Source organism: Streptomyces sp. NPDC020965 (genome assembly GCF_044333555.1).
Taxonomy (GTDB): domain Bacteria; phylum Actinomycetota; class Actinomycetes; order Streptomycetales; family Streptomycetaceae; genus Streptomyces.
In genome coordinates this window covers 171,420-197,917 of record NZ_JBIRRE010000012.1, presented here as the reverse complement: position 1 = coordinate 197,917, position 26,498 = coordinate 171,420, and the positions used below count along the sequence as shown (strand labels likewise).

Genomic DNA, 26,498 nt, shown 5'->3' with positions numbered 1-26,498 from the left:
CTTCGCGGACCCGGGTCAGACCTCACCTGCCGCGTTCTCCCCTCCATGAGCGAGGGGGAGGGACTCGAAGGTGTGCGCCGGAACGCGTCGACCGCGGCTGAATGTATCTGCCCAACTGCCCTCTGCAACAGGTCAATCGGACGAGAATTCCCGGCACAAGCGAACGGGTAATTGAGGGGAATTCAATAAATTCCGGGGCAAGTCGGGCCCGACAAAGGAGACTTATGAGACAAATCCACGGAGCACATTGGCTGCTTCTCATCGGGCGCGGGCGCATTCTCATATGCGGGGCGCCGGGAGCAGCGGTGGGGCGTTCCCCAACTGTAGCGTGCTCAACCCTACAGAATTGCCCCCTCCGTTTGTCTTACCGAGGGGGCAAACGCAGTGACGTTGCGTATGTGGCCGCGGGGCCCGTCCGCGGTGCGGTTCCGGGCCGCCGCGAAGGTCTCCCGGGGGCGGTCCGGACCCCTCGGCCGGGGGCACCGGTCCGGTTCCGGATCGGGCGGTGCGGTGGCCGGTCCGAGCACACCCGACGGGGGGGGTTCGGACCGGCGCACGCGGGCGGTCAGCCTCCGGCGACCGCGGGGATGATCGAGATCCCCGCGCCGTCCGGCGTCGCCGTCGCCAGGCCCTGCTCGAAGCGGACGTCGTCGTCGTTGACGTAGACGTTCACGAAGCGGCGCAGCTTGCCCTCGTCGTCCAGGACGCGCGCGGCGATCCCCGCGTGGTTCTTCTCCAGGTCCGTGATCACCTCGGAGAGGGTCGTCCCCTCCGCCTGGACCTCGGCCTTGCCACCGGTGTAGGTGCGCAGAATGGTGGGGATACGGACGTTGACGCTCATTCTCGGGTCTCCCAGGGGTCTCGGTCGGCGAGGTGTGGCCGGATGTCGGCCGGAGGACGTTCGGCGAGCACGTTCAGCCAGGACGTGCGGCCGGGGGGCTGCCCCCGGCCAGGATCCCGGCCGGGGGCTCCGACCGGGGTCCTGGCGGAGGGGCTCAGCCGGACAGGCCGGCCGCGCGGAAGGCGTCCAGGCTCGCGGGGATGGTCGCGGTGGGACCCGTCGTCGGGGCGACCGCGTCCAGGGTCTTCAGTCCGTCGCCGGTGTTGAGGACGACCGTGGTGAGCGTCGGGTCGAGCAGACCGGCCTCGATCAGCTTCCGGGTCACACCGACGGTCACACCGCCCGCGGTCTCCGCGAAGATGCCCTCGGTGCGGGCCAGCAGCTTGATCGCGTCCACGATCTCCGCGTCGGTGACGTCCTCGACCGCGCCGCTGGTGCGGCGGGCGATGTCCAGGACGTACGGGCCGTCGGCGGGGTTGCCGATCGCCAGCGATTTGGCGATGGTGTCCGGCTTCACCGGCCGTACGACGTCGTGGCCGGCCTTGAAGGCCGCGGAGACCGGCGAGCAGCCCTCCGCCTGGGCGCCGAAGATCCGGTACGGCTTGTCCTCGACCAGACCGAGCTTGATCAGCTCCTGGAGACCCTTGTCGATCTTGGTGAGCTGTGATCCCGACGCGATGGGGATCACGATCTGGTCCGGCAGCCGCCAGCCGAGCTGCTCGCAGATCTCGAACGCGAGGGTCTTGGAGCCCTCGCCGTAGTACGGGCGGAGATTGACGTTGACGAATCCCCAGCCCTCGCCGAGCGGGTCGCCGATCAGCTCGGAGCAGAACCGGTTCACATCGTCGTAGTTGCCCTCGATGCCGACCAGCTCGCCACCGTAGACGGCGGCCATGACGACCTTGCCCTGCTCCAGGTCGTGCGGGATGAAGACGCAGGAGCGGAAGCCCGCCCTGGCAGCCGCCGCGCCGACCGCGCCGGCGAGGTTGCCGGTGGAGGAGCAGGAGAGGGTGGTGAAGCCGAAGGCGCGCGCCGCCTCGACCGCGATGGCGACGACCCGGTCCTTGAAGGAGTGCGTCGGGTTGCCGGAGTCGTCCTTGATGTACAGGCCACCGGTGACGCCCAGCTCACGGGCGAGGTTGTCGGCCTTGACCAGCTTGGTGAAGCCGGGGTTGAGGCTGGGCTTGTCCGCCACGTCGGCGGGGACGGGCAGCAGCGGGGCGTACCGCCAGATGTTGTCCGGACCGGCCTCGATGCGCTTGCGGAGCCCCTCGGGGTCACCGGTCGGCAGGTCGTAGGCGATTTCCAGCGGTCCGAAACAGGAGGCACAGGCGAAGATCGGGCCGAGGTCGAAACGCTCTCCGCACTCGCGGCACGAGAGTGCGGCGGCGGGTCCGAGGTCGACGGCGGTGGTGCTTACTGAAGTCTGCACAGCCATGGAGGCGAGGCCCTTTCTCCTCATCTTCCTCATGACGCGGTTTCGCCATGAGACGGATTTGGCACCTTCCCGAGCCGGGAGCCTCGCGGCGCTGACACTGATCAGCGACGGAGACCGGCTGGAGGGTTGCCGGGGCTTCAACGGGCCGTTTCCCTCTGCCCCTCTGGATGAGCGGTATTCGATTGTTGAACGAACGCTGGACCCCGACATGCGATGGGCATCCGCGTTGTTCAAGACTGTAACCGAAGGCCCTGGTGGTGGAGACAGTCGTCCGAACCGCGAGATGCATCACACAGGGGCGGAACCCGGACCCGAGTGGAGTGGCGAACGTGCTCGAAGAGGTGGAGCGCTGGCTGACCAGTCGCTCCTGGTCGGCGGCCGATCGCCCGCTGAGTCTGCTGATGGCGGCCAAGCGCGGGACGACGGTCAGCGTCGTCCTGCCCGCCCTGAACGAGGAGGCCACGGTCGGGGACATCGTCACCGTCATCCGCCGCGAGCTGATGACGGCGGTGCCGCTTGTGGACGAGCTGGTGGTGATCGACTCGGGCTCCACGGACCGGACGGCCGAGGTCGCGGCGGCGGCGGGCGCACGGGTGGTGCACCGGGACGCGATCCTGCCCCGGATACCGGCCCTGCCCGGCAAGGGCGAGGTGCTGTGGCGCTCGCTGATGGTCACCCGGGGTGACATCGTCTGCTTCGTGGACGCGGATCTGGAGGACTTCTCCGCCGCGTTTGTCTCCGGGATCGTGGGGCCGCTGCTGACCAATCCCGAGGTGGCTTTCGTCAAGGCGATGTACGACCGACCGCTCGGCGATCTCCCAGGTCAGGGGGGCCGAGTCACCGAGCTGATGGCCCGCCCGCTGCTCAATCTGCACTGGCCGGCACTGGCCGGCTTCGTCCAGCCGCTGGGGGGTGAGTACGCGGCGCGGCGCTCCCTCATCGAACGGCTCCCGTTCCCCGTCGGTTACGGGGTGGAGCTGGGCCTCCTCGTGGACGCCCTGCACACGGTCGGCCTGGACGCCATGGCCCAGGTGGACGTGGGCTCCCGCAAACACCGCCACCAGGACGGCCAGGCGCTCGGCCGGATGGCGGCGGCGATCTACCGTACGGCGCAACTGCGGCTCTCCCGCGGCCATTTGGTGCGGCCCGCACTGACGCAGTTCGAACGGGGCGAGGAGGGTTTCGTGCCGAGGACGTACCCCGTGGACACGGAGGAGCGGCCGCCGATGCGCGAGATCGTCGAGTACGCGGCGCGTCGCGCGGCCTGACCCCGAGCGCTGCCCCAATAATCCTACTTATGGAACTTGGAGATGTTACGGGCGCTGTGCGCCGCTCTACGAGGTTGGCCCGGCGCCTCGGGGCGCTGACGGTCACCGTCGTCGCCGCCACCGGGATGGCGCCCCAGCGCGACCAGGGCGCCGAACGGCTGTGGCTGCTCGCCGGTCTCGCCCTGAGCCTGACGGCGGCCGGGGTCGTCGCGGTCGCCGCCGCGCGCGGCCGGGACCGGCGCAACGACTAGGGCGTATCCGGGCGGTCTCGTCGGGCCCGCGAAGATCGCCCGGACGAGCCTCGCCGTGGGCGTTGACGGCGCCCGCGGCCCCGCACCGGCGGGGACTCAGCCACCACCGGGGAGCACCGACGTTTGAGGGTTGACGGGACGGGCTAGGTTCGCGACATGGTCTCCGAGCATTCCGCCGTCCCGGCCCGCGCCCAGATCCTCGTCGCCTCCAACCGCGGGCCCGTCTCGTACACGCTGCGGGAGGACGACACGCTCGACGCCCGGCGCGGCGGCGGCGGCCTGGTCTCCGGGCTCTCCGCCATCGGCTCCGACGCGGACGCGCTCTGGGTGTGCTCCGCACTCGGCCCCGGCGACCGCGAGGCGGTCCGGCGCGGGGTCGGCGAACCCGGCGTGCTGATGCTCGCCATCGACGAATCCGTCCACTCCGACGCGTACAACGGCATCGCCAACTCGGTGCTGTGGTTCATCCACCACCTGCTGTACCAGACCCCGCTGGAACCCGTCTTCGACGAGGAGTTCCGCCGTCAGTGGGGCTCGTACGAGAGCTACAACAGGTCCTTCGCCGAGGCGCTGGCCGAGCGGGCGGGCGACGGCGCCACCGTCGTCGTGCAGGACTACCACCTCGCGCTGGTGCCGGGCATGTTGCGCGAACTCCGGCCCGATCTGCAGATCGGCCACTTCTCGCACACCCCCTGGGCGCCCGTCGACTACTTCCGCCTGCTGCCCGACGACATCGCGCAACAACTCCTGCGCGGACTCCTCGGCGCGGATCGCACCTGCTTCCTCACCCAGCGCTGGGCGGACGCCTTCGCCGACTGCTGCCGGGACCAGTTGGGCGACGACGCCCTGACCGGCACCCACATCGGGGTGCACGGGCTCGGCGCGGACGCCGAGTTCCTGCGGGAGCGCGCGCACCGGCCCGATGTGGCGGAGCGGATGGCCACCCTGCGCGAGCAGATCGGCCCCGGCCGGAAGACGATCGTGCGCGTGGACCGCACCGAGCTGTCCAAGAACATCGTGCGCGGGCTACTCGCCTACCGGAGCCTGCTGCACTCCCGACCCGAATGGCGCGAGCGGGTCACGCACATCGCGTTCGCCTATCCGTCCCGGCAGGACCTGGCGGTCTACCGCGACTACACGGCCGACGTGCAGCGCGTCGCCGACGAGATCAACGCCGAGTTCGGCACGGCGGATTGGACCCCGGTCATCCTCCATGTGAAGGACGACTTCGCGCGCTCCCTGGCCGCCTACCGGCTGGCCGACGTGGCGCTGGTCAACCCCATCAGGGACGGTATGAACCTGGTCGCCAAGGAGATCCCGCTCGTCTCCGACGAAGGCTGCGCGCTGGTGCTGTCGCGGGAGGCGGGGGCGTACGAGGAGCTGGGCGACGACGCCGTACCGGTCAACCCGTACGACATCACCGGCACCGCCGACGCGCTCCACCGGGCGCTGACCATGCCGGCCGGCGAACGGCTGGAGCGCACCGCGCGACTGTCGGCGGCGGCGACCGCGCTGCCGCCGCACCGCTGGTTCCTGGACCAACTGGAGGCGCTGCGCCGGCTCGGCGAGGCCACCGACGCGGGCGGGGACAGGGGTCCGGGCAGCGGCGGCTGAGCCGCCGGGTGGCAAGCGGTACCGCCCGCTCCCCGGCGACGCGCTGGACGTGGTCCCCCGGCCGATGTGGTCAGTCACGCTGAAGGCGGTCCCCGCCCGGGGGTACTCGTCTCGTTGAAGTGGTCCGCCCGGGCTGCCGGTCGGGCCGGGGCGGTCCGCCCGGGCTGCCGGTCGGGCCGGGGCGGTCCGCCCGGGCTGCCGGTCGGGCCGGGGCGGTCCGCCCGGGCTGCCGGTCGCGCTGCCGCTGGTCCCACCAACGCAACCAGCCGCGTCAGACGTGATCCACCCAGGACTACCGATCACGCTGGAGCGATCGGCCCGGGCCCGCCGATCGGGCCGGAGCGGTCCGCCCGGGCCCGCCGATCGCGCTGCCGCTGGTCCCACCAACACAGCCAGTCGCGTCAGACGTGATCCCCCCAGGACCGTCGATCGCGCTGGAGCGATCCACCCGGGACCGCCGATCGGGCCGGAGCGGTCCGCCCGGGCTGCCGGTCGCGCTGCCGCTGGTCCCACCAACGCAGCCAGCCGCGTCAGACGTGATCCACCCGGGCTGCCGATCGCGCTGGAGCGATCCACCCGGGCCCACCGATCGGGCCGGAGCGCTCCGCCCGGGCCCGCCGATCGCACTGCCGTCGGTCCCGCCAACACAGCCAGCCGCGTCAGACGTGATCCACCCGGCACTACCAGTCCCGCTGGAGGCGGCCGGCCCGGGACTACCGGTCTCGCTGGAGCGGTCCGCCTGGGGCTGCCAGTTGCGCTGGAGCGAGCCACCCGGGGTTACCGGTCTCGCTGGAGCGGCCAGCCCGGGACTAGCCAGTCCCGCTGGAGCGAGCCACCCTGGGCTGCCAGTCGCGCTGGAGCGGTCCGCCAGCGCGGCCAGCCGGTCGCGTCAGACGTGGTCCGCCAGCGCGGCCAGCAGGGCGACGACCTCCGCGGGACCCGGCAGCAGCAGGTCCGCGCGCTCCGCCAGCTCCGTGACCTCCGCGCTGCCGCTGCACACCAGCAGCCCGGGCACACCGTCCGAGCGGAGCTTCTCGACGGCGCCGAAGGCGGGCAGATCGCCGAGGTCGTCGCCCGCGTACAGCACCGACTCGGCGCCCACCTCGCGTACGTACTCGGCGAGCGCGACTCCCTTGTCCATGCCGGGCGGGCGCAGTTCGAGCACCATCCGGCCGGGTTCCAGGATCAGGCCGTGGCGGGCCGCGAGGCCGGCGAGCGGATCGCGCAGGGCCTCGAAAGCGGCCCGGGGGTCAGTGGCGCGGCGGGTGTGGACCGCGACGGCCTGGCCCTTCTCCTCGATCCAGGTGCCCTGCCAGGCCCCGACGCTGTCGAGGAACCCGGGCAGCTCGGCGCGGACCGCCGTGACTCCGGGGTGGGGGGCGGGGGCCTGCACGGTGCCGGTGACGGCGTCCCAACGCTCCGCCCCGTAGTGACCGAGGACCACCAGATGGTCCAGGCCCGGCACACCGGCGAAGCCGCCGTAGCGGACCGCGACCCCGGCCGGGCGGCCGGTGACCACGGCGACCGAGGCGACCTTCGGCGCCAGGCGCGCCAGCGCGGGCACGGCGGCGGGGTGGGCTCTCGCCTGTTCGGGGTCGGGCACGATCTCGGCGAGGGTGCCGTCGAAGTCGAGGGCGATGACCGCCCGGTGCGGCCGGGCCAGAAGCGCGGCGAGACCGTCACGGCCCGCGGGTGTCGACGGCGACGGCAAGGAGTGCGCGTACGGGGAGCTGGCCATGGCTCCGACCCTATCGGCGCGCGCGTTTCGCGTCTCTCACCCGGCGGAGCCGATTGACGGTGACCGGATCGTGGGCGAGGGCGCGCTCGTCGTCGATGAGGGCGTTGAGGAGCTGGTAGTAGCGGACCGGGGAGATCCCGAGGCGCTCCCGGACGGCCCGTTCCTTGGCTCCCGGGCCGGGCCAGGAGTGGTGCTCCAGGGCGAGGACGGCCCGGTCCCGCTCGGAGAGAGCGCGGGGGTCGGCCACGGGGCCGGCCTCCCCGGTGCCACCGTGGGCCGCCGTGTCCGCGCCGGTGACGGTGTCCGCCGCGCCCACCGTGTCCGCCGAGCCCGCTGCGTCCGCCGTATCGGCCGTTTCCGCCGAGCCCGCCGCGTCCGGCGAGGGCTCTGTGGCTGCCGTGGCTCCCGTGGCTCCCGTGTCCTCGGAGGCGGCGGGGCTCCCGGCACCGTCGGCCGTCACACCGGGGGCGTCCCCGGTGGCGTCCGCGCCCCCGGTGCCGTCAGTGGTCACCTGGTCGTCGCCGGATGCCTGGTCGCCGGCCACCTCGTCGCCGGATGCCGGGGCGTCGGCGGCCACCTCGTCGTCGGTCATACGCGCCAACCTAGCGCGGCCGGGTCGTCACTCCTCCTCCTGGCCCTCCGAGTCCGTGGCCTTCCGCGCGATGGCGTCCAGCACCTGCTTCGGGTCGCCCTGGGGCTCGACCGCCTTGCCGATGTTCTTCTTGATGTCGTCGCTGACGGCGGCCCAGGAGGTCTTGCCGACCGGGGGCAGGATCGAGGTCGGCAGCTCGTCCAGGAACTCCCAGAGCTCCCGGTGGTCCGGGTCCTTCCGCATCGTCTCGGACGCGGAGACCGTCACCGGCAGCAGATCGTTCTGGGAGGCGAAGTCGAGGACGTTCTTGTCGGAGTAGAGGAAGTCGAGGAACGTACCGATCTCGGCCCGGTTGCCGTTCTGCTTGAAGCCCATCACCCAGTCGGCGACGCCCATCGCCGACTTCGGCTTGCCCGTGAGACCCGGCAGCGGCACCTTGCCCAGTTCGATCTTGGTCGCGGCGGCGGCCTTCAGCAGCGAGGGGTGGCCGTTGAGCATCCCCACCTCGCCCCGGGTGAAGGCGGCGAACGCCGCCTTTCGGTTCAGCTTGCCGGGGGCGAGCGGACCGGTGAGCCCGGGTCCCACCAGATTGGTCTTCAGCCACTCGACGGTAGCGACATTCGGCTCGGAGTCGATGGCGTAGCTGCCACCGGGCTCGACGTAACCGTTGGTACCCCCGCTGAGCAGCCACATCATGGTCTCGGTCTGGGCCTCTTCGGGCCCGAGCGGAAGGGCGAAAGGATACTTCACCTTCGCTTTCTCCTTCAGCTTCTCCGCGGTCTCCCGCAGCTCCGCCCAGGTCTCGGGGGCCTTCTCCACCCCGGCCTCCTCGAACAGCTTCTTGTTGTAGAAGAGCAGCCGGGTGGAGGCGACGAACGGGAGCCCGTACTGCGTACGGCGCTGTTCACCCGCGTGGCTGAGCGGGGGCAGGAAGTTGGACTGCACGGGTACGGAGACGAGCTCGTCGGCCTTGTAGAGCTTGTCGTCGGCCGCGTAGTCGGCGTAAGCGCCGATCTGGGCGATGTCGGGCGCCTTGCCGTCCTTGACCAGTTCGGCGACCTTGCGGTCCACATCGGTCCAGGGCTCGATCGAGACCTCGACGTCGATGTCGGAGTGCTTGCTCTCGAAGGCGTCGACCAGGCTCGCCCAGTAGGACTTGCTGCTCTGACCGCCGCTGACGTCGTAGTCGGCGGCTATCAGTTTGAGCGTGACGCGGTCGTCGCCGTCGGACGCGCCGCAGCCGGCGACGGCGACCACCGTCCCCAGCGCCGCCACCGCCGCGGTCAGTTTCACGAAGTGCCGTCGCACAGAACTTCCCCACCCTCGACTGGCTGGATTTCCCTGTCGGTTCGCGCCCGTGACGCCCGCCGCGAGCCGGTGGCGTCGCCGCCGCACCGGCACCGGGATGAGGTGCGATCCTCCACCATGGGGGCTTCGGTGGTCTATGCCTCCGGATATCACTTCCGCAACTCCTGTTCCACAGGGACGTTTTATAAGGAACCGCCGAGGGTCACCATTGCCCGCATGTGTCCTGGCCTGCTAAGCACGTCTCGGCACGAGTGGTCAGGTGCCGGTCCGAATACACGTGTACGCGCGAGGAGCAAAGCCACATGTCCCGTACCGCAACAGAGATAGCCACTCAGCCCACCTGCTGGCGCCGGGCGGCCGAGGCCGCCGCCGCCTTCGACGGGCTGCCGCGGCCGGGCGAGCGAGTGGCCGTCACCGGATGCGGCACCTCGTGGTTCATGGCCATCGCCTACGCGGCGCTGCGCGAGGCCGCGGGCCAGGGGGAGACGGACGCGTTCGCGTCGTCGGAGTTCCCCACCGGCCGCCCGTACGACCGGGTGGTGGCGATCACCCGATCCGGTACGACGACGGAGGTGCTGGAGCTGCTGACCGAGCTGAAGGGCTCGGTCCCGACGGTCGCCCTGACCGCCGACCCGAAGACGCCGGTGATGGAGGCGGCGGACACGGTCGCGGTGCTCGACTGGGCGGACGAGGAATCCGTCGTCCAGACGCGGTTCGCCACCACGGCGCTGGCGTTCCTGCGGGCCGGGCTCGGGGAGATCCCGGGCGTCAAGTCGATCGCCGAGGCCGCGGTGGACGCGGAACTGGCGGTCACCGAGCCGCTGCCCGACGCCGTGGTGGGCGCCGAGCAGTGGACGTTCCTGGGCAGGGGCTGGACCTACGGTCTGGCGCTGGAGGCGGGGCTGAAGATGCGGGAGGCCGCGGGCGCGTGGACGGAGGCGTACCCCGCGATGGAGTACCGCCACGGCCCGATCGCGATCACCGGCCCCGGCCGGGTGGCGTGGGTCTTCGGCGCACTGCCGGAGGGCCTGTCGGTGGAGGTGTCCCGGGTCGGCGGCACGCTGGTGGCCAACCAGTCGGCGGACCCGCTGGCGGATCTGATCCGGGCGCAGCGGCTGGCGGTGACACTGGCGGAGTCGAAGGGCTTCGACCCGGACCGCCCGCGGAATCTGAGCCGGAGCGTGATCCTGTCCTAGCTCCTCTCCTAGATCCCCTCCCGGACACGAACCAGCGAATTCCCGCTGGGGGCGTGGGGGCGCGGACCATTTCCGGTGGCCCGCGCCCCTGGCGCGAGTTTGTACGTTTGCGCAACAATCACGGCTAGTGGACTAGACCTTTCGGGTGCTCTCGCGCCAGACTGTGCACGTGAGACACGTCATCGCCCTCGATGTGGGCGGCACCGGGATGAAAGCCGCCCTCGTCGGTGCGGACGGGAGCCTCCTCTACGAGGCCCGCCGCGCGACCGGACGGGAGCGCGGCCACGACGCCGTCGTGCGGTCGATCCTCGACTTCGCCGACGACCTGCGGGCCTACGGCAGCGAGCACTTCGGCTGCACCGCCCTCGCGGCGGGAGTCGCCGTCCCCGGAATCGTGGACTCCGAGAACGGCGTCGCGGTCTACGCCGCCAACCTCGGCTGGCGTGATGTGCCCATGCGCGCACTGCTCAGCGAGCGGCTGAGCGGTATCCCGGTCGCCCTCGGCCACGATGTGCGCACCGGCGGCCTCGCCGAGGGCCGCATCGGCGCCGGACAGGGCGCCGACCGCTTCCTCTTCGTACCGCTGGGGACCGGAATCGCCGGTGCCATCGGCATCGGCGGCACCATCGAGGCCGGCGCCCACGGCTACGCGGGTGAGATCGGCCATGTCGTGGTCCGCCCGGACGGCCCCGAGTGCGGCTGCGGCCAGCGCGGCTGTCTGGAGACCCTGGCATCCGCCGCCGCCGTCACCCGCGCCTGGGCCGAGGCCAGCGGCGACCCCAACGCCGACGCCGCCCACTGCGCGAAGGCCGTCGAGGCCGGTGACCCCAAGGCCATCGCCGTCTGGCGGAACGCCGTCGACGCGCTCGCCGCCGGACTCGTCACCGCGCTGACCCTGCTCGACCCCCGCACCCTGATCATCGGTGGCGGTCTCGCGGAGGCCGGGGAAACCTTGTTCACACCTCTACGGGCCGCCGTCGAGGGACGCGTCACGTTCCAGAAGCTGCCGTCGATCGTCCCGGCAGCGCTCGGGGACACCGCTGGCTGCCTGGGCGCGGGGCTGCTCGCCTGGGATCTGATCGCCACCGACTCGGAGGTAACCGCCTAATGGCCGCACGCGCCGCACTGGCCGAGAGCGCCGCACGCGCCGACAGCACGATCCTCACCGGAGCCCGGGTGGTGCTGCCGACCGGCACGGTCGAGCACGGACGGGTGATCGTCGACGGCACGAAGCTGGCCGCCGCCGCACCCGCCGACGCGCCCACCCGCGATCTGTCCGGCCACTGGATCGTCCCGGGCTTCGTCGACCTCCACAACCACGGCGGAGGCGGCGCCTCCTTCACCGGCGGCAGCGCCGAGGACGTCCTGCGCGGGGTGCGGACGCACCGCGAGCACGGCACAACCACCCTGGTCGCCTCCCTGGTCACCGCCGAGACGGACTACCTGGCGCAGCGCGCCGGGGCGCTCTCCGAGCTGGTCGAGCAGGGCGATCTCGCGGGGATCCACTTCGAGGGCCCCTTCATCTCCCCGTGCCGCAAGGGCGCGCACAGCGAGGAGCTGCTGCGCCACCCGGACCCGTCCGAGGTGCGCAAGCTGATCGACGCCGCACGCGGCACGGCCCGGATGGTGACGCTCGCCGCCGAGCTGCCCGGCGGCATCGACTCCGTACGCCTGCTGGTCGAGCACGGTGTGATCGCCGCGATCGGGCACACGGACGCCACCTACGAGCAGACCGTGGACGCCATCGACGCGGGCGCGACCGTGGCGACGCACCTCTTCAACGCGATGCCCACGCTCGGCCACCGCGCGCCGGGGCCGATCGCCGCACTGCTGGAGGACGAGCGGGTCACCGTCGAGCTGATCAACGACGGTACGCATCTGCACCCGGCCGCCCTGGAACTCGCCTTCCACCGGGCGGGCGCGGGCCGCGTCGCCTTCATCACGGACGCGATGGACGCGGCGGGCTTCGGCGACGGCCGGTACCAGCTCGGTCCGCTGGCCGTCGATGTGGTGGACGGGGTGGCGCGGCTGGCCGAGGGCGGTTCGATCGCGGGCTCCACGCTCACGCTCGACACGGCGTTCCGGCGCGCGGCGACCGTCGACAGACTGCCGGTCGGGGACATCGTCCAGGCGATCTCGGCCAACCCGGCCAAGCTGCTGGGCGTGTACGACCGGGTGGGCTCGCTGGAGCCCGGCAAGGACGCGGACCTGGTCGTGCTGGACGACGAGTTCCGGCTGGTGGGTGTGATGCGCCGGGGCGCGTGGGTGGTCGAGCCCTCCTGACCCGGCCGACGGCCCCCCGCCGCGGGCGGCCACGACCACGAACCAGCGTAAAGCGCGACCACGAATCGGCTTAAAGACCGATACGGCAGATAAAGCACGGCAAGGCGGTTGGTCCGGGGTCTGGGCCAACCGCCCGCTCTTTGGCATGATCAGGACGTGTACATGGGATGTGCACGAATGATGTCGGCTGACGAAGGAGTGTGCTGCGGGTGATTCTCACGGTCACGCTCAACACCGCGCTCGACATCACCTATCGGGTCCCCACCCTCGTCCCGCACACCAGCCACCGCGTCAGCGAGGTCGGCGAACGCCCCGGGGGCAAGGGCCTCAATGTCGCCCGGGTCCTCGCGGCCCTGGGTCATGAGACCGTGGTCACGGGCTTCGCGGGCGGCCCGGCCGGCGCCGTACTGCGCGAGCTGCTCGCCCCGCTCGGGCCGCGTGACGCGCTCGTCCCCACCGCCGGGGGGACGCGCCGCACGATCGCCGTCGTGGACCGCGCGACGGGCGACACCACCCAGTTGAACGAACCGGGACCCACCGTCTCCCCCGCGGAGTGGGCGGCCCTCCTCGCCACCTACGAGACGCTGCTGCGGGACGCCGACGCGGTCGCCCTGTGCGGCAGCCTGCCGCCCGGTGTCCACGTCGGCGCGTACGCGGAACTCGTCCGCGGGGCGCGCACCGCCGGGGTCCCCGTCCTCCTGGACACCAGCGGCGAACCGCTGCGCCGGGGCATCGCGGCCCGCCCCGACCTCGTCAAACCGAACGCCGACGAACTCGCCCAGCTCACCGGCGCCCGCGAACCCCTGCGCGCCGGCCGGGACGCGCGGCGCCGGGGGGCGCACGCCGTGGTCGCCTCCCTCGGCCCGGACGGACTGCTCGCGACCACCCCCGACGGCATCTGGCAGGCGACCCCGCCGGCCCCGGTGCGCGGCAACCCGACCGGCGCCGGCGACTCGGTGGTCGCCGCGCTGCTCTCGGGCCTGGTGGAGGGCCTGCCCTGGCCGGAACGGCTGGCCCGCGCGGTGGCCCTGTCGGCGGCGACGGTCCTCGCCCCGGCCGCGGGCGAGTTCGACCGCCGGGCGTACGACGAGATGCTGCCCCGGGTCACCGTGCGCGAACGCGCGGCGGCGGCGTGAGGACAGGGCCGTACGGGGAGACTCCCCCACACGCACGTACGCCCACCCGCACGAACCCACGCGCACACGAAGCCGGAACCGACCGAACCGAACCGGACCGAACCGGACCGGACCGGACCGGAAATGCCCCTCGCCGGGGCGCGCCGCGTGGTGACCGTCCACCGAACCACGCACCGAGCGAGCCGCAGCGAGCCGCACAGCGAACCACGCAGTGAGCCGGAAAGTGAGAAGAACGCCCCATGCCCCTCGTCAGCACCGCTGAACTCGTCTCCGCCGCCGTCGCCGACCACCGGGGCGTCGCCGCGTTCAACGTCATCACCCTGGAGCACGCGGAGGCCATCGCCGCCGGCGCTGAGGCGGCCGGCGCGCCCGCGATCCTCCAGATCTCCGAGAACGCGGTGAAGTTCCACGGTGGCACCCTCTCCGCCATCGCCGCCGCCACGGCCGCCGTCGCCCGCGCCTCCGGCGCACCGCTCGCGCTCCACCTCGACCACGTCGTCTCCGCCGAGCTGATGCGCGCGGCGGACGGCGAGGGCTTCAGCTCGGTGATGTTCGACGCGTCGAAACTGTCGTACGACGAGAACGTGGCGGCCACCGCGGACGCCGTGCGCTGGGGCCGGGAGCGGGGCATCTGGATCGAGGCGGAGCTCGGCAAGGTCGGCGGCAAGGAGGGCGAGGCCCCGCTGGACGCCCACGCCCCCGGCGTCCGCACCGACCCGGCCGAGGCCGCCGCCTACACCGCGGCGACCGGCGTGGACGCGCTGGCCGTCGCGGTCGGCTCCTCCCACGCGATGACGGAGCGCACGGCCGCCCTCGACCACGCCCTGATCACCCGCCTGCGGGACGCGGTCCCGGTCCCGCTGGTGCTGCACGGCTCGTCCGGCGTCCCGGACACCGAGATCCGCGCGGCGATCGGCGCCGGCATGGTGAAGATCAATGTGGGCACCGCGCTGAACACCGCCTTCACCGGCGCGGTACGGGAGTTCCTGACGGCGAACCCCTCCACAGTCGACCCCCGGAAGTACCTCGCCCCGGCTCGGACCGCGATGGCGGCGACGGTGGCGGGCTTCCTGGGGCTGGTGAACTAAGGCTGTCCCGTACGGAACACGAAGGAGCCCCGCCCGTCGATACGGGCGGGGCTCCTTCACATGCCATACGGGCCGGTCGCGTCAGCGCGCCTTGCCCGCCTTGAGCGAGACCTGGTCGAGCAGCGCCTCACACTGATCGCCCGGCTCGCAGGAGATCTTGAGGTCGTTCTTGCCCTTCTTCAGGTTGGCGTAGGCGTAGGTCCGGGTCCAGCCCTTCTCCCAGTCGCCCTCCGCGGCCTTCGCCCAGTTCTTCATCCGGATCTCACGGGGGGTGCCGCCGTTGATCGTGAGCGAGGTCTTGGCGTCCTTGCCGGGCACGCTGTACGTGATGAACATCGAGTACTCGCCGTCCTCGGGCACATCCACCGACCAGCTCGCGGAGCCACCGACCCCGTTGAAGGCCACATAGGCGCCACCGGTGCCCTTGGCGCCCTTGATCTCCGTACCGAGCTTCGCGGGCACGCCCAGCTTGAGCGTCGCCGCGTCCTGCTTCGGCAGATCGCCCGGAGCCGCGGACTCCTTGACCGGAGGCGGCTCGTCACTCGGCTGCGCCGACTGGGCCGGGGCGCTCGCGCCCGGGGTCTCCTTCTTGTCGCCCGCCGTGTTCTTGTCGTCGTCCTTGCCCAGCAGCGCGACGCCGATCGCGATCACCACGACCGCGACCACCACGAGCGCGCCGATCAGCAGCCCCTTGGTGTTGGGGCCGCGTCCGCCGCCGTGGCCCTGCTGGGGCGGGACCGGATGGGTGGGAGGGCCGCCCGGATAGGTCTCGGGTGCCGCGTACTGCGGGTTCGGCTGCGCGTACCCCTGCGGCGGATAGCCCTGCTGCGGGACCTGCTGGCCGTACTGACGCTCGCCGACCGTGCGGACGTGGTTGTACGAGGTTCTGGGGACGCCCGGCTGCGCCGCGGGACCCGGATAGCCGTAGCCGCGACCCCGACCCGAGGGTGGTGTGGCGCCTGCGGCCTGGCCGTCCTCGTACAGGTAGCCGAACGGGTCGTCGTTCTCGGGCTCGCTCGCGCCGTTGTTCGCGGCCGTCATCCCTGGTCCCTCCTCACCATCGTCAGCCCTACGCCGACCCGGCGAGCCTACCCGGTTCGGAGTAACGGATTGGGTGGCGTTGACCCCAATCGGGCCCTTGTCACAAGACCAGAACAGAAGCGTGTCCGGAGCTCAGCCCGCCCGCCGGTGCACCTTCGAACGGGACCGCTTTTCGATGTACATCCGCTGGTCAGCCGAGCGGAGAACCTCTTCGACCGACATACCGCAACTCGCCCATCCGATGCCGAAACTCGCCCCGACGCGGACCCCTCGGCCACCCACCCGAATCGGCACAATGATCGCGTTCCGCAGACGGACGGCGAGATCGGCCGCATCGGCCGCGCCCAGGCCGTCGGCGAGGACCACGAACTCGTCACCGCCGAGCCGGGCGACCGTGTCGCCCTCCCGTACACCGGTGGTGAGCCGTCGGGCGACCTCGACGAGCACCGCGTCCCCGGTCTGGTGCCCGAATCGGTCATTGATCGACTTGAATCCGTCCAGATCACAGAAGAGGACGGCCAGCCCCTTCTCGCCGTCGTCCTTCTCGTCGTCCGGCGCGATGACGTGCACATGGTGGTCGTAGGCGGCGCCGACCAGCCCGAAGTCATAGCCGTCGGTATTGAAGATCGAGTCCGTATCGGGTTCGTACGCCGCGTCCAGCGCCTCGATCGCCGCGTCCCGCCCCGCCTGCTGCGGCCGGTCGCACAGCTTGGCGCTGAGCCGGGCCCGCAGCTCCGCGCTGTTGGGCAGGCCGGTGAGCGCGTCGTGCGAGGCCCGGTGGGCGAGCGCCAGCTCATGGCGCTTGCGGTCCTCGATGTCCTCGACGTGGGTCATCAGGAAGCGGGGGCCGTCGGCGGTGTCGGCGACGACGGAATTGCGCAGCGAGACCCAGACATACGTGCCGTCCCGGCGCCCGAGCCGCAGCTCGGCCCGCCCGCCCTCGGCCGAGGTGCGCAGCAGTGTGCCGACGTCCTCCGGGTGGACGAGGTCAGCGAACGAGTACCGCCGCATCGCCGACGCGGGCCTGCCCAGCAGCCGGCACAGGGCGTCATTGGTGCGCAGCAGCCTGCCGTGCTGATCGCCGCCCATCTCGGCGATGGCCATCCCGCTGGGCGCGTACTCAAATGCCTGCCGAAACGACTCCTCGCTGGCCCGCAGCGCCTGCTGCTCCCGTTCGAGTCGGACGAGCGCGCGCTGCATATTTGCTCTGAGGCGGGCGTTGCTGATCGCAATGGCGGCCTGGGAGGCGTACATCTGGAGGGCCTCCTGCCCCCAGGGCCCCGGTCGGCGTCCATTGCGCGGCCGGTCGACGGAGACGACACCGAGCAGTTCCCGGCCGCCCCCGGAGGCGTACATCGGCGCGTAGAGGCGGTCCTGCGGATGCCACTCGTCCTCGAAGCGGGGCTCGGGACCCTCGGTGTGCCACTGCGGCACGTCGTCGTCGATGAGTACCCAGCCCTCGGTGTGCGGGATGAACCGCAGCTCGCCCCATGCCTCGCCCATGGAGAGCCGGCGCTCCCACGACGGCCGGGAGCCGACCCGGCCGGTGATCAGGGCCTCGGCGGCGGGGCTGCCCGCGAAGGCGGCGACGACGAGGTCACCGTCAGGCCGTACGAGATTGACGCAGGCCAGTTCGTAACCGAGTCCGGCCACGATGCCGTCAGCGACGGTCTGCAGGGTGTCGGCCAGACTGCGGGCCGTGTTGAGATCCGCGACCACCTTGTGTAGCTGCCGCAGGGTCGCAAGACGGACGTAGGGCTCCGACTCGGTCTCCATGCTCGCTCTCCCCGAGACCTCGACAGCAAACTCCAGGTATGTCTTCGGCTTTCTCGTCGCGGTCGTCCCGACGGGTCTTCTCGACGCGTCGGCGCGTCTTCGTGATGCGGTATCTCGGCCACTGAATCACAGCGAGCTGTCCACTCGGTACACAGGGTCAACAAATACCGCCCTCTGTGACTCAAGTCACATAAAACGAACAGGATGGTGACCGATCGGATGGATGTGCGCCTGGCTTTTACCAGTGTTCGCGAAACGCAAACAGCACCCGCCGTGGCCGATAATCGACGCCCTGGCTCCAGCCATTGCCCTGAGACCGGCCTGATCCCCGCCTGGTCCTAGGACTTACCTGGTCCTAAGGACCGATGCGCGCCCAAAGCACGCGCGGCTAGCGTTTCTCGGGTGCTGCAAACCCCTGTGACGACTATGACGACCTCAGGCCCCGATACAGCCACCGCGATCCCCCATGCTGAGGGGGTGACCAACGAGGAGTTTCGCGCCGCCATGTCCCGGCTCTCCGCCGGCGTGGTCCTGGTAACAGCGCACGACACCGATGCCGGGCCGAAGGGCGAGGACGCCGGCATGACCGCCACGGCGTTCCTGTCCGTCTCCCTGGACCCGCCCTTGGTGATGGTCAGTCTGCGCAACGGTTCACGGATGGACGACCTGCTGACCGACGAACCGGTGTGGGGGGTGTCGGTGCTCTCCGAGAGCCAGCGGCACATCGCCGGCCGGTTCGCGATGAAGGGCCGGATCAGCGACCGGCTGCTCTTCGAGGACATTCCGTACACCCGCGGCGAGGTGAGCGGGGCGCCCCTGGTGGGCGGCGCGCTGGCGACGCTGGAGTGCCGTACCGAACAGCGGGTTGTGGCGGGCGACCACACACTGGTGATCGGGCGCGTGCTGAAGGTGGGCCTGCCGAGCGGGGACGGCGATCCGCTGATGTACTTCCGGGGCCGCTACCGGCAGTTGGACTGACCTGGCGGGGCCGACCGGGCTTTCCGGGCGGCCGTTCGACGGGGACCGGGGGCGCCGGAGCGCGGCTCAGCCCCAGTCGCGGCCCGTGCGCCCCTTCTTCACGTCCCCGCGCTGCTTCTTCTCCCGCAGCCGCCGTTCATTGATGCCCCGAGGGATCCGCGTCGCCCGGCGCGGCCTCGGCGGCGGCGCCGACGCCTCCGCCAGGAGGGACGCCAGGCGCACGGCGGCCGTCTCGCGGTTCCGCCACTGCGAGCGGTGCTCCGATGCGCGGACGGCCACCACCCCGTCCACCAGCCGCCCGGCGAGCCGCTCCAGCGCCCGCTCCTTCCACACCGGCGGCAGCGCCTCCGTACGACCGAGGTCGAACCGCAGCTCCACCTGGGAGTCGCTGGTGTTGACGTGCTGGCCACCCGGGCCGGACGACCTGGAGAAACGCCACATCAGCTCGGCCTCCGGCAGGGAGACCGAACCACGGATGACATAGGGCCCGGACATGCCCCCATGATCCCGCGTCCGCGCCGTTCCCGTCACCCCGTTTTCACCGGGGGCGTCCGGTGTGGAACCCAGAGGTCCCCCTGCTGCGTTAGGACGGATACACGGATTTACGACACACATCTGCCGGGGTGCGAATCCCGCAGACTCGATCATGAAGGGCACTTCCCCATGGCAGTAAGCCTGTCCAAGGGCGGAAACGTCTCGCTCACCAAGGAAGCCCCGGGCCTGACCGCCGTCACGGTCGGCCTCGGCTGGGACGTCCGCACCACCACCGGCACGGACTTCGACCTCGACGCCTCCGCGATCGGGGTGAACGCCGCGGGGAAGGTCGCATCCGATGCCCACTTCGTCTTCTTCAACAACAAGGCGACCCCGGACCAGACCATCGTCCACACCGGTGACAACCGCACCGGCGAGGGCGGCGGCGACGACGAGCAGATCAACGTCAACCTGGCGGGCCTGCCCGCCGAGGTCGACAAGATCGTCTTCCCGGTCTCCATCTACGACGCGGTCACCCGCTCGCAGAACTTCGGCCAGGTGCGCAACGCCTACATCCGCATCCTCAACCAGGCGGGCGGCGCCGAGATCGCGCGCTACGACCTCAGCGAGGACGCGGCCGTCGAGACCGCGATGGTCTTCGGTGAGCTGTACCGCAATGGCGCGGAGTGGAAGTTCCGCGCCGTCGGCCAGGGTTACGCGGCCGGCCTGGAGGGCATCGCACGGGACTTCGGCGTCAACCTCTGACCGTGCGGACGCTGATGGCGCCCTCGGGGAGTCCGCCCCGTACCGCCGTCACCGCCGTCACCGCTATCGGTGTCTGAGAAAGCCCCCGGCCCCGCACGGCCGGGGGCTTCCCGCCCATCATGGCCCTAACGGCTTCTCCGTGCCGTAGAGCCAGGTCTTCCACACCTCGTCCAGATCGGTCCCCGACACGTTCTCCACATACGCGGTGAAGTCGGCGGTCGACGCATTGCGGTGGCGGTACTCCCGCGGCCAGCCCGCCAGGATCGATCGGAAGGTCCGCTCCCCCACCGCCGTACGGACCCGGTGCAGGACCATCGCGCCCCGCCCGTACACCGGCGCGTCCGAGATCCGCGCGGCGGACGGCGGCTCGGCGGGCGGGAAGGCCCAGTTGTCCTCGTCGGCGAAGGCGGCGTCGAAGCTCTCCCGGGCCGGAGTGCCGTCGAAGTCCTCCGCCCACAGCCACTCCGCGTAGGTGGCGAAGCCCTCGTTGAGCCACATGTCCTTCCAGGTCTTCGGCGTGACGGAGTTGCCGTACCACTGGTGGGCGATCTCATGGACGAGGGTCGGCAGATCGAACTGATCGGCCGGGAAGACGGGCCGGGTCTGGGTCTCCAGGGCGTAACCGACCTCGCCCGGGGGCACGACGATCGCGCCGCCGGCGGAGAAGGGGTACGGACCGAACCTCTCCGCCGACCACCGGGTGATCTCGGGGATCCGGGCGAGCAGCCGCCGCCGCTCGGTGGTGATCGTCGGATCGACCGCCGACAGGATCTGCTGCCCGGTGGGCAGGGTGCCCCGGGTGACGTCGTACCGGCCGATGGCGAGGGTGACCAGATAGCTCGCGGTCGGCTGCTCGGACTTCCAGACGGTGGTGGTGCGGGTCGCGGTGGTCGTCTCGCGCGCGAGCGTGCCGTTGGAGATCGCCTGGAGCCCCCGGGGCACGGTGACGGCGATGTCGTACGTGGCCTTGTCGCTCGGGTGGTTGTTGCTCGGGAACCAGGCCATCGAGCCCGCGGGTTCACCGACCGCCAGCGCGCCGTCGGCGGTCGGCAGCCAGCCCTCCTCGGAGCCGTCCGGATCGGTGATCGTCCGGGGGACGCCGGAGTAGCGGACGACGGTACGGAAGGTCGCGCCGTCGGCCGTGGCCTCGGCGGGGCGCACGATCAGCTCGTCACCGGAGCGGTCGGTGTCGGCCCGGTCGCCGTCGACGGTGACCTCGTGCACGGTCAGTCCGTGCAGATCGAGGTGGAAGGAGCCGAGGTCCTGGGTGGCGCGGGCGACGATGTCGGCGGTGCCTTCGAGGCGGCGCGACCCGGGGTCGTACGCCAGGGTGAGGGTGTAGTGCCGGACGTCGTAGCCGCCGTTGCCGAGCGTCGCGAAGAGCGGATCGCGGACACCCGCCGCTCCGGCACTGGAGCCGGAGCCGGAACCCGAGTCGGAGCCGGAGCAACCGGTGAGCCCCAGGAGTAGGAGCAGCGCGGCGGCGGGCGTCAGGGTGCGAGGAAAGCGTCGCTGGTCCACGCCCCGCATCGTAAGCGGGGCGTGGACCGGCGACCCGGGTCCGGTCCGGTGGGCGTCAGCGTGGCGGAACCCGCCCGGCGGGGTGGCGGCGCGTCAGCGCGTGAGGGCCGCGACACCGGCGCGGGCGAACTCCTCGTCCTGGGCGCCGCTCGGCGCGCCCGCGACCCCGATACCGGCGATCGGCGCGCCCTTGACCTGCACCGGGGCGCCGCCCCCGAGGAAGAGGGTGCCGGGGATGTCCTTCAGATTCGGGGTCGAGGCGAGGCGCTTGACCAGCTCCGATGTGGGCGCGTTCCAGGAGACGGCGGTGAACGCCTTCTTCTCGGCGGACTCGTAGGACTGCGGGCCCGCGCCATTGCCGCGCAGGGTGACGACGGTGTTGCCGTTCCGGTCGACCACGGCGACGGTGACCCGCTGACCGGCGCGCTCGGCGGCGTCGAGGGTGGCCTGCGCGGCGCGGGATGCGGCGTCCACGGTCAGGTGGGTGGTCTGCTGGAGGTACCGGTTCGAGGTGTCGGCCTTGACGGCGGCGCGGGACTCGGCGGCGGGGGCGGAAGCGTTCGCGGAGACGGCCCCGAAGGTGCCGGCACCGAGCGCGGCGGCGGCGACGGCACCGGTGAGGACGCGAACGCGCAGAGAGATCTTCTTCATGATCGTGGCTCCTGTGGGCTGGGTTCCGTGGTTCCAGTGGTCGCTGGGACCCTCTGCCATCGATCCTCCGGCGCGGCGGGGCGCCTGGTGATCGGCGTACCGGCTGGTCCGCGCAGGCATGATGGGTGAGGGACGGGTCAGCCGATCGGCTGATGCGGAGGGGACACCACCGGGCGACCCTTCAGGGAGAAGCCCCCTACCGTGCGACCGTGCAGGAGAACGCCATGCCCGACAGATCGCCCGCCGGGGGCGCCCGGGGCGCGGCCCCTGACGCACGGGGTGCGGGCCGTGACACCCACGGTCCGGGGCTGAGCGGCGCGGGGCTGAGCGGCGCGGAGCTGAGCGGCGCGCGCGGCGACGGTCACCGTACGGACCTGGGCGGCGACGGTCACCGTACGGACCTGGGCGGCGCGGACCGGGACAGCGCGCGCGGCGGCACCCACCGTACGGACCGGGGCGCGGACCGGGACACCCGATGGCTGGACACGGTCATGAACACGGCGTTCATCGCCCTGCTCGTCGGATCGCTGCTGCGCTATCTCCTCAAGCACCCGGAGAGCCCCCGGGTCCCCTGGGTCGTCGGCCTGAGCGCAGCCCTCGCCGTCCTCCAGCTCGCCGGACACCGTCTGACGACCCGGTACGCCCGCGCCGACCTCGTACGGCTGGGTCTGGTGGTCGGCTGCTGGGTGGTGATCGTGCTCCTCGCGCCGAGCTTCGCGTGGTGCGCGGTCCCGCTCATCTACACGGGGCTGCGGTCGCTGCCGACCCGCGCGGCGGTGGCGCTGGTCGCCGTGCTCTGTGTGCTTGTGATCATCGCCGAGTGGCGGCTGCGGCAGGGCATCGACCCGAACCTCTTCCTGCTGCCGCCCGTCGTCGCCGTGCTGGCCACGGCGGTCTTCATCCATATGCGACGGCAGGCGGACCGGCTCCAGGCCCTCGTCGACGATCTGATCAGGACCCGCCGGGAGCTGGCCGCCACCGAACGCCGCGAGGGCACGCTCGCCGAACGGGAACGGCTCTCCATGGAGATCCACGACACGCTGGCCCAGTCCCTCTCCAGCCAGCGGATGCTGCTCCAAGCCGCCGAACGCGTCTGGGACAGCGATCCGGGCACGGCCCGCTCCCATGTCCGTACGGCGGAACAGATCGCCGACCGGGGACTGACGGAGGCCCGCCGCTTCGTCCACGACCTGGCCCCGGCCGAGCTCGCGGCGGGCGGCGGCCTCGCGGACGCGCTGCGGGCGCTGGCGGAGCGTGAGTCGACGCCGGCGCTCCGGGTCCGCTTCCATCTGGACGGTACGCCGCCGACGCTGCCCGCCCGGGTGGAGTCGGCGCTGCTGCGGATCGCCCAGGGCGCGGTGGCCAACGCCCGCGAACACGCGGAGGCGTCGGTGGCCGCGCTGACCCTGAGCCACCTGGGCGACCAGGTGGTGCTGGACATCGCCGACGACGGCCGGGGGTTCGTCCCGGCCCCGGTGACGCCGGGCGTACGCGGCCACGGCCTGGCGGCGATGCGGGCGCGGCTGCGGCAGCTCGGCGGCGCCCTGACGATCGAATCGGCACCGGGCGAGGGCACGGTCGTCTCCGCCTCGATCCCCCTCTCACCTCAGCCCCCTCAGCCCCCTCTGTCGCCCCTGGAGCGCGGATGACCGCCGTACGCATCCTGGTCTGTGACGACCACCTGGTCGTCCGGGCCGGCCTGCTGGCCCTGCTCGGCAGCGAGCCCGATATCGAGGTGGCCGGCGAGGCCGGCACCGGGGAGGAGGCCGTCGCGATGGCCGCCAAACTCCGCCCCGACGTCGTCCTGATGGACCTCCAGCTCGGCACGGGCATCGACGGCGTCGAGGCCACCCGCCGGATCGCCGCGACCGGCGTCCATGTGCTGGTCCTGACGACGTACGACACCGACGCCGACATCACCCGCGCGATCGAGGCGGGCGCCACGGGCTACCTCCTGAAGGCCGAACGCCCGGAAGAACTCTTCACCGCGATCCACGCGGCGGCCCGGGGCCGCACGACCCTGTCGGCCCCGGTCGCCAGCCGCGTGATGGACCGGATGCGCGGCACCGGCCGCCCGACCCTGACGGACCGCGAGACGGACATCCTGGGCCAGCTCGCCCGGGGCCTGGGGAACCGGGAGATCGCGCGGGCCCTGTTCATCAGCGAGGCGACGGTCAAGACCCACCTGGGCCGGATCTACGCGAAGCTGGGCGTGGACACGAGGGCGGGCGCGGTGGCGGTGGCGAAGGAGCAGCGGTTGCTGTCGTGACGGCGAGCGGCGGCCCACCCGACCGCGTTGGGGGCGTTCGGGTGGGATCTCCGCGCGCTATTCCTTGAGGGGTGCGCGGGCGATGGTCTCCCAGGTGTACATCTGCTCGTCGCGGCCGATGGCGATGAGGTCGGCGTGGGTGACCGTGCAGGTGGGCGGCTCGGTGTCGAGGGTGTCGAGGGCGGTCTGTACGGGGGCGGCGGGGCCGTCTCCGTTGCTGTAGGCGACCGAGACGTGCGGTACGAACCCGTCCTCGTCCTCGGGCACCCGCTGCCAGACCTCGCGGATCGCGTCCCGGATCGCCGCGCGCAGGGCGCGTACCGGTTCGGCGGGCTCGACGAGGCTTTCGACGGCTTCGGCGGTGATGATCGGCGCGCCGAGGCGGAGATCGAAGACGGGGATGTCGGTGATTCTGCGGGCGGCGGCCTGTGAGATCGCCTGGACGTCGTCCGGGCTGACGTCCTGGACATCGCCGACGCCCTGCATGGTCAGGTGCAGCCACTGGTCGGGGATGAGGTCGAGACCGGGCACGCCGTCGAGGGCTTCGCGGGCCTCGGCCAGGTACCGGTGGACGTCCGGGGCGTCGTCAAAGGTGAGATGCCAGGTGTAGAAGCGGGTGCCGGGGCCCCAGCCGGGCCGCCACCACCAGTGGTTCGCCATCTGCACGGTCATGGTTCCATCCCATCAGCGTTCTCGGTCTCTGGCGAGAGGGCGTTTCCAACCGAACCCGCCTCCGCACACCAGGTCTCCATGTTCTGGCGCAGCGCTATCGCATTCGGACTCGCGGCAATTGGCGATGTGGTGATCATGTCGGCGACTTCCCGTATGCGCCGCACCACCGGGTCAAGTCGCATCCGAGGAGGCAGGTCGAGCACAGGACGAAGGGCTTCCAGAGCGCCCTCGGGTTCGCGCAGTGCGAGATGGGCGGCGCCTTGCGAGATGTGCATTTGAGCCACGGTGCCGAATGCCTGGTGTGGGCTGGGCGTGGCGCACTGCTCTACGGCCTCAAGCACTGCTCTTGGGTCACCCAGGCGCAGACTGACCCCGGCACGGTAGTTGATCTCCCGGAATGGGTCGCAGGAGAAGAGACCGTCGACGTCATCGAATCCGGTCGCCTGTTCGCGGGCGGCGGTTGCTCGGGATATCGCGGAGCGCGCTTCGTTTGCGGCGCCGAGCCGGGACCAGGCGTCTGCTTCCTGGCAGGAGAGAAGGACTCGGACAGTGCCATTTGTAGTGAGGCTGGCTCCGTGTCGCGCGTACTGCACAGCGTCGCGGAGCCGGTTGTCCCAGAATGCGATCTTGCTGCGGGTGGACAGTACCCATGCCCGCAGATCGGTGTGCCCGGACAGTTCAGCGCACAGCCAAGCCGTCCGGCCTTGGGTGTCCGCCGCCGAGAGTCGACCGAGGTCGCTGGACATCCAGGCGAGCAGCCCACACAGGTACCCGCCTGCCATGTAGAGATCGGCGGACTGCTGGGGCTGTTGATGTCCCTCGATCAGGCGGAAGACTCGATCGCGCAGTTGGCGGGTGCGTGCGAACAGGGTGGCGGGGTCGCCAATGAGGTAGTCCCGCGAGAGTGTCCGGACTTCAGCCATCACTTGCTCAAGGGCGACGGTGCCGACATTCGTGGCTTCCGCCCACTGGGCCCAGATGGCGGATTCGACTGCGGCGTGTTCCACGAGTTCGGGACCGTCCAGGGAAGCTCGGACCGCTTCGCGGGGTGCCGCTTCAACAGTCGAATACAGAGGCGCGGAAAGGGTGCGGGGGGTTCCGCGCAGAACTCGCAGATCGCTGTCGGGCAGGGCGCGTACGTCTTCGAGGTCGAACAGATCGAGAACGGGAACACCGAATGCTTCAGAAAGAAGGGCAAGGCTCTGCAGGGTGGGACGGCGCCCACCCCCGGGCCACTTCTCCCATTTCGCAATGAGTGAAGCGTCTGCCGCGATGACAACGCCGGGAAGATCAGCCGTGAGCTCGGCAAGCCGGTCGGAAAGCTCCTGGAGCGTCCAGCCGTGGGCATGTCTCAATGCCTCGCGCGGGCGCATACCCCAGCGGGCACGCATCTCCGTGGCAATCTGACCAGGAGTGCATCCGACACTGCTCAACTCACCTCGCAGACGATCTCGGTCAACCTTGGAACCGGGCTTGGGGCGTGCGGTCATACGGGCTCCACTACGGAGAGTTCGTGCACTCAATGTAGCGACCCGGTGCCATACCGTTGTCTCGATTGGCCGGTTCATCGGTGACACGACGTCCATCTTCTGCGCCGC

General features: G+C 71.3%; 24 protein-coding genes and 1 riboswitch. Of the genes, 12 read left to right on the top strand and 12 right to left on the bottom strand.

Annotated elements, in window-relative coordinates:
* Positions 1-565: 565 nt before the first annotated feature.
* Together ACH4S7_RS30955 and thrC are read right to left on the bottom strand one after the other, a co-directional pair.
* Positions 566-841 (bottom strand): MoaD/ThiS family protein, encoded by a 276-nt coding sequence (locus tag ACH4S7_RS30955; protein ID WP_398524652.1) that lies wholly within the window; start codon positions 839-841, stop codon positions 566-568.
* A gap of 154 nt (positions 842-995) precedes the next feature.
* The gene (thrC, locus tag ACH4S7_RS30950; protein WP_398524651.1) at positions 996-2,279 is read right to left on the bottom strand and encodes a threonine synthase; all 1,284 of its coding nucleotides are present in this window, start codon (positions 2,277-2,279) and stop codon (positions 996-998) included.
* A gap of 17 nt (positions 2,280-2,296) precedes the next feature.
* Positions 2,297-2,453, bottom strand: a riboswitch (SAM riboswitch).
* A gap of 155 nt (positions 2,454-2,608) precedes the next feature.
* On the opposite strand from thrC, the gene ACH4S7_RS30945 reads away from it, so the two are divergent.
* The 3 genes from ACH4S7_RS30945 (at position 2,609) to ACH4S7_RS30935 (ending at position 5,412) form a co-directional block, all read left to right on the top strand.
* Positions 2,609-3,547 (top strand): glucosyl-3-phosphoglycerate synthase, encoded by a 939-nt coding sequence (locus ACH4S7_RS30945; protein WP_398524650.1) that lies wholly within the window; start codon positions 2,609-2,611, stop codon positions 3,545-3,547.
* A gap of 29 nt (positions 3,548-3,576) precedes the next feature.
* Positions 3,577-3,798 carry a hypothetical protein gene (locus tag ACH4S7_RS30940; RefSeq protein ID WP_398524649.1) on the top strand — a complete coding sequence of 74 codons (222 nt, stop codon included), beginning with the start codon at positions 3,577-3,579 and terminating at the stop codon, positions 3,796-3,798.
* 156 nt (positions 3,799-3,954) lie between these two features.
* A complete protein-coding gene (locus ACH4S7_RS30935) occupies positions 3,955-5,412 on the top strand; it encodes a trehalose-6-phosphate synthase (RefSeq protein WP_398524648.1) in 1,458 nt (485 codons plus the stop codon).
* 889 nt (positions 5,413-6,301) lie between these two features.
* On the opposite strand, the gene otsB is transcribed toward ACH4S7_RS30935, so the two are convergent.
* From otsB to ACH4S7_RS30920, 3 genes are all read right to left on the bottom strand, one after another.
* Entirely contained in the window at positions 6,302-7,150 is an 849-nt protein-coding gene (gene otsB / locus ACH4S7_RS30930; protein WP_398524647.1) for a trehalose-phosphatase, read from the bottom strand.
* A gap of 10 nt (positions 7,151-7,160) precedes the next feature.
* A complete protein-coding gene (locus tag ACH4S7_RS30925; protein WP_398524731.1) occupies positions 7,161-7,397 on the bottom strand; it encodes a DUF3263 domain-containing protein in 237 nt (78 codons plus the stop codon).
* A 372-nt stretch (positions 7,398-7,769) separates the two neighbouring features.
* Positions 7,770-9,050 carry an extracellular solute-binding protein gene (locus ACH4S7_RS30920; protein WP_398524646.1) on the bottom strand — a complete coding sequence of 427 codons (1,281 nt, stop codon included), beginning with the start codon at positions 9,048-9,050 and terminating at the stop codon, positions 7,770-7,772.
* Between the two features lie 302 nt (positions 9,051-9,352).
* Here ACH4S7_RS30920 and ACH4S7_RS30915 point away from each other — a divergent pair, with 302 nt between their 5' ends.
* From ACH4S7_RS30915 to ACH4S7_RS30895, 5 genes are all read left to right on the top strand, one after another.
* The gene (locus tag ACH4S7_RS30915) at positions 9,353-10,246 is read left to right on the top strand and encodes an SIS domain-containing protein (protein ID WP_398524645.1); all 894 of its coding nucleotides are present in this window, start codon (positions 9,353-9,355) and stop codon (positions 10,244-10,246) included.
* Between the two features lie 169 nt (positions 10,247-10,415).
* The gene (locus ACH4S7_RS30910) at positions 10,416-11,354 is read left to right on the top strand and encodes an ROK family protein (protein WP_398524644.1); all 939 of its coding nucleotides are present in this window, start codon (positions 10,416-10,418) and stop codon (positions 11,352-11,354) included.
* The gene (gene nagA, locus ACH4S7_RS30905) at positions 11,354-12,529 is read left to right on the top strand and encodes an N-acetylglucosamine-6-phosphate deacetylase (RefSeq protein WP_398524643.1); all 1,176 of its coding nucleotides are present in this window, start codon (positions 11,354-11,356) and stop codon (positions 12,527-12,529) included. The genes ACH4S7_RS30910 and nagA overlap by 1 nt, the downstream gene beginning before the upstream one ends.
* A gap of 209 nt (positions 12,530-12,738) precedes the next feature.
* Positions 12,739-13,665 carry a 1-phosphofructokinase family hexose kinase gene (locus ACH4S7_RS30900; RefSeq protein ID WP_398524642.1) on the top strand — a complete coding sequence of 309 codons (927 nt, stop codon included), beginning with the start codon at positions 12,739-12,741 and terminating at the stop codon, positions 13,663-13,665.
* Positions 13,666-13,904: 239 nt separating this feature from the next.
* Positions 13,905-14,753: a ketose-bisphosphate aldolase gene (locus tag ACH4S7_RS30895; protein ID WP_398524641.1), complete on the top strand. Its 849-nt coding sequence runs from the start codon at positions 13,905-13,907 to the stop codon at positions 14,751-14,753.
* Positions 14,754-14,834: 81 nt separating this feature from the next.
* Here the strand turns inward: ACH4S7_RS30895 and ACH4S7_RS30890 are convergent, their stop codons facing one another.
* Positions 14,835-15,794, bottom strand: a complete 960-nt coding sequence (locus tag ACH4S7_RS30890; RefSeq protein WP_398524640.1) for a carbohydrate-binding protein — start codon at positions 15,792-15,794, stop codon at positions 14,835-14,837.
* Positions 15,795-15,926: 132 nt separating this feature from the next.
* Positions 15,927-17,570, bottom strand: a complete 1,644-nt coding sequence (gene cdgB / locus ACH4S7_RS30885) for a diguanylate cyclase CdgB (protein WP_398524639.1) — start codon at positions 17,568-17,570, stop codon at positions 15,927-15,929.
* 426 nt (positions 17,571-17,996) lie between these two features.
* Here cdgB and ACH4S7_RS30880 point away from each other — a divergent pair, with 426 nt between their 5' ends.
* Positions 17,997-18,548 carry a flavin reductase family protein gene (locus ACH4S7_RS30880; protein ID WP_398524638.1) on the top strand — a complete coding sequence of 184 codons (552 nt, stop codon included), beginning with the start codon at positions 17,997-17,999 and terminating at the stop codon, positions 18,546-18,548.
* 66 nt (positions 18,549-18,614) lie between these two features.
* Here ACH4S7_RS30880 and arfB read toward each other — a convergent pair whose 3' ends face one another.
* The gene (arfB, locus tag ACH4S7_RS30875) at positions 18,615-19,043 is read right to left on the bottom strand and encodes an alternative ribosome rescue aminoacyl-tRNA hydrolase ArfB (RefSeq protein ID WP_398524637.1); all 429 of its coding nucleotides are present in this window, start codon (positions 19,041-19,043) and stop codon (positions 18,615-18,617) included.
* 168 nt (positions 19,044-19,211) lie between these two features.
* On the opposite strand from arfB, the gene ACH4S7_RS30870 reads away from it, so the two are divergent.
* Positions 19,212-19,787 carry a TerD family protein gene (locus ACH4S7_RS30870; RefSeq protein WP_398524636.1) on the top strand — a complete coding sequence of 192 codons (576 nt, stop codon included), beginning with the start codon at positions 19,212-19,214 and terminating at the stop codon, positions 19,785-19,787.
* A gap of 117 nt (positions 19,788-19,904) precedes the next feature.
* Here ACH4S7_RS30870 and ACH4S7_RS30865 read toward each other — a convergent pair whose 3' ends face one another.
* Together ACH4S7_RS30865 and ACH4S7_RS30860 are read right to left on the bottom strand one after the other, a co-directional pair.
* Positions 19,905-21,317 carry a M1 family metallopeptidase gene (locus tag ACH4S7_RS30865; RefSeq protein ID WP_398524635.1) on the bottom strand — a complete coding sequence of 471 codons (1,413 nt, stop codon included), beginning with the start codon at positions 21,315-21,317 and terminating at the stop codon, positions 19,905-19,907.
* Positions 21,318-21,401: 84 nt separating this feature from the next.
* Entirely contained in the window at positions 21,402-21,959 is a 558-nt protein-coding gene (locus ACH4S7_RS30860) for a heme-binding protein (protein WP_398524634.1), read from the bottom strand.
* 224 nt (positions 21,960-22,183) lie between these two features.
* Between ACH4S7_RS30860 and ACH4S7_RS30855 the strand changes: the two genes are divergently transcribed.
* Both ACH4S7_RS30855 and ACH4S7_RS30850 read left to right on the top strand, forming a co-directional pair.
* Positions 22,184-23,608 (top strand): histidine kinase, encoded by a 1,425-nt coding sequence (locus tag ACH4S7_RS30855; RefSeq protein WP_398524633.1) that lies wholly within the window; start codon positions 22,184-22,186, stop codon positions 23,606-23,608.
* A complete protein-coding gene (locus ACH4S7_RS30850) occupies positions 23,605-24,228 on the top strand; it encodes a response regulator (protein ID WP_398524632.1) in 624 nt (207 codons plus the stop codon). Before ACH4S7_RS30855 ends, ACH4S7_RS30850 begins: the two co-directional genes overlap by 4 nt.
* A 57-nt stretch (positions 24,229-24,285) precedes the next feature.
* Here ACH4S7_RS30850 and ACH4S7_RS30845 read toward each other — a convergent pair whose 3' ends face one another.
* Positions 24,286-24,900 (bottom strand): 2'-5' RNA ligase family protein, encoded by a 615-nt coding sequence (locus ACH4S7_RS30845; RefSeq protein WP_398524631.1) that lies wholly within the window; start codon positions 24,898-24,900, stop codon positions 24,286-24,288.
* Positions 24,897-26,390, bottom strand: a complete 1,494-nt coding sequence (locus ACH4S7_RS30840; protein ID WP_398524630.1) for a helix-turn-helix domain-containing protein — start codon at positions 26,388-26,390, stop codon at positions 24,897-24,899. The genes ACH4S7_RS30845 and ACH4S7_RS30840 overlap by 4 nt, the downstream gene beginning before the upstream one ends.
* Positions 26,391-26,498: the final 108 nt, after the last annotated feature.

Coding starts and splice junctions, on each gene's coding strand:
- ACH4S7_RS30955 (WP_398524652.1), bottom strand. CDS start 841: ATGAGCGTCAACGTCCGTATCCCCACCATTCTGCGCACCTACACCGGT.
- thrC (WP_398524651.1), bottom strand. CDS start 2,279: ATGGCTGTGCAGACTTCAGTAAGCACCACCGCCGTCGACCTCGGACCC.
- ACH4S7_RS30940 (WP_398524649.1), top strand. CDS start 3,577: ATGGAACTTGGAGATGTTACGGGCGCTGTGCGCCGCTCTACGAGGTTG.
- ACH4S7_RS30935 (WP_398524648.1), top strand. CDS start 3,955: ATGGTCTCCGAGCATTCCGCCGTCCCGGCCCGCGCCCAGATCCTCGTC.
- otsB (WP_398524647.1), bottom strand. CDS start 7,150: ATGGCCAGCTCCCCGTACGCGCACTCCTTGCCGTCGCCGTCGACACCC.
- ACH4S7_RS30915 (WP_398524645.1), top strand. CDS start 9,353: ATGTCCCGTACCGCAACAGAGATAGCCACTCAGCCCACCTGCTGGCGC.
- nagA (WP_398524643.1), top strand. CDS start 11,354: ATGGCCGCACGCGCCGCACTGGCCGAGAGCGCCGCACGCGCCGACAGC.
- ACH4S7_RS30895 (WP_398524641.1), top strand. CDS start 13,905: ATGCCCCTCGTCAGCACCGCTGAACTCGTCTCCGCCGCCGTCGCCGAC.
- ACH4S7_RS30890 (WP_398524640.1), bottom strand. CDS start 15,794: ATGACGGCCGCGAACAACGGCGCGAGCGAGCCCGAGAACGACGACCCG.
- cdgB (WP_398524639.1), bottom strand. CDS start 17,570: ATGGAGACCGAGTCGGAGCCCTACGTCCGTCTTGCGACCCTGCGGCAG.
- ACH4S7_RS30880 (WP_398524638.1), top strand. CDS start 17,997: ATGACGACCTCAGGCCCCGATACAGCCACCGCGATCCCCCATGCTGAG.
- arfB (WP_398524637.1), bottom strand. CDS start 19,043: ATGTCCGGGCCCTATGTCATCCGTGGTTCGGTCTCCCTGCCGGAGGCC.
- ACH4S7_RS30870 (WP_398524636.1), top strand. CDS start 19,212: ATGGCAGTAAGCCTGTCCAAGGGCGGAAACGTCTCGCTCACCAAGGAA.
- ACH4S7_RS30865 (WP_398524635.1), bottom strand. CDS start 21,317: ATGCGGGGCGTGGACCAGCGACGCTTTCCTCGCACCCTGACGCCCGCC.
- ACH4S7_RS30860 (WP_398524634.1), bottom strand. CDS start 21,959: ATGAAGAAGATCTCTCTGCGCGTTCGCGTCCTCACCGGTGCCGTCGCC.
- ACH4S7_RS30855 (WP_398524633.1), top strand. CDS start 22,184: ATGCCCGACAGATCGCCCGCCGGGGGCGCCCGGGGCGCGGCCCCTGAC.
- ACH4S7_RS30850 (WP_398524632.1), top strand. CDS start 23,605: ATGACCGCCGTACGCATCCTGGTCTGTGACGACCACCTGGTCGTCCGG.
- ACH4S7_RS30845 (WP_398524631.1), bottom strand. CDS start 24,900: ATGACCGTGCAGATGGCGAACCACTGGTGGTGGCGGCCCGGCTGGGGC.
- ACH4S7_RS30840 (WP_398524630.1), bottom strand. CDS start 26,390: ATGACCGCACGCCCCAAGCCCGGTTCCAAGGTTGACCGAGATCGTCTG.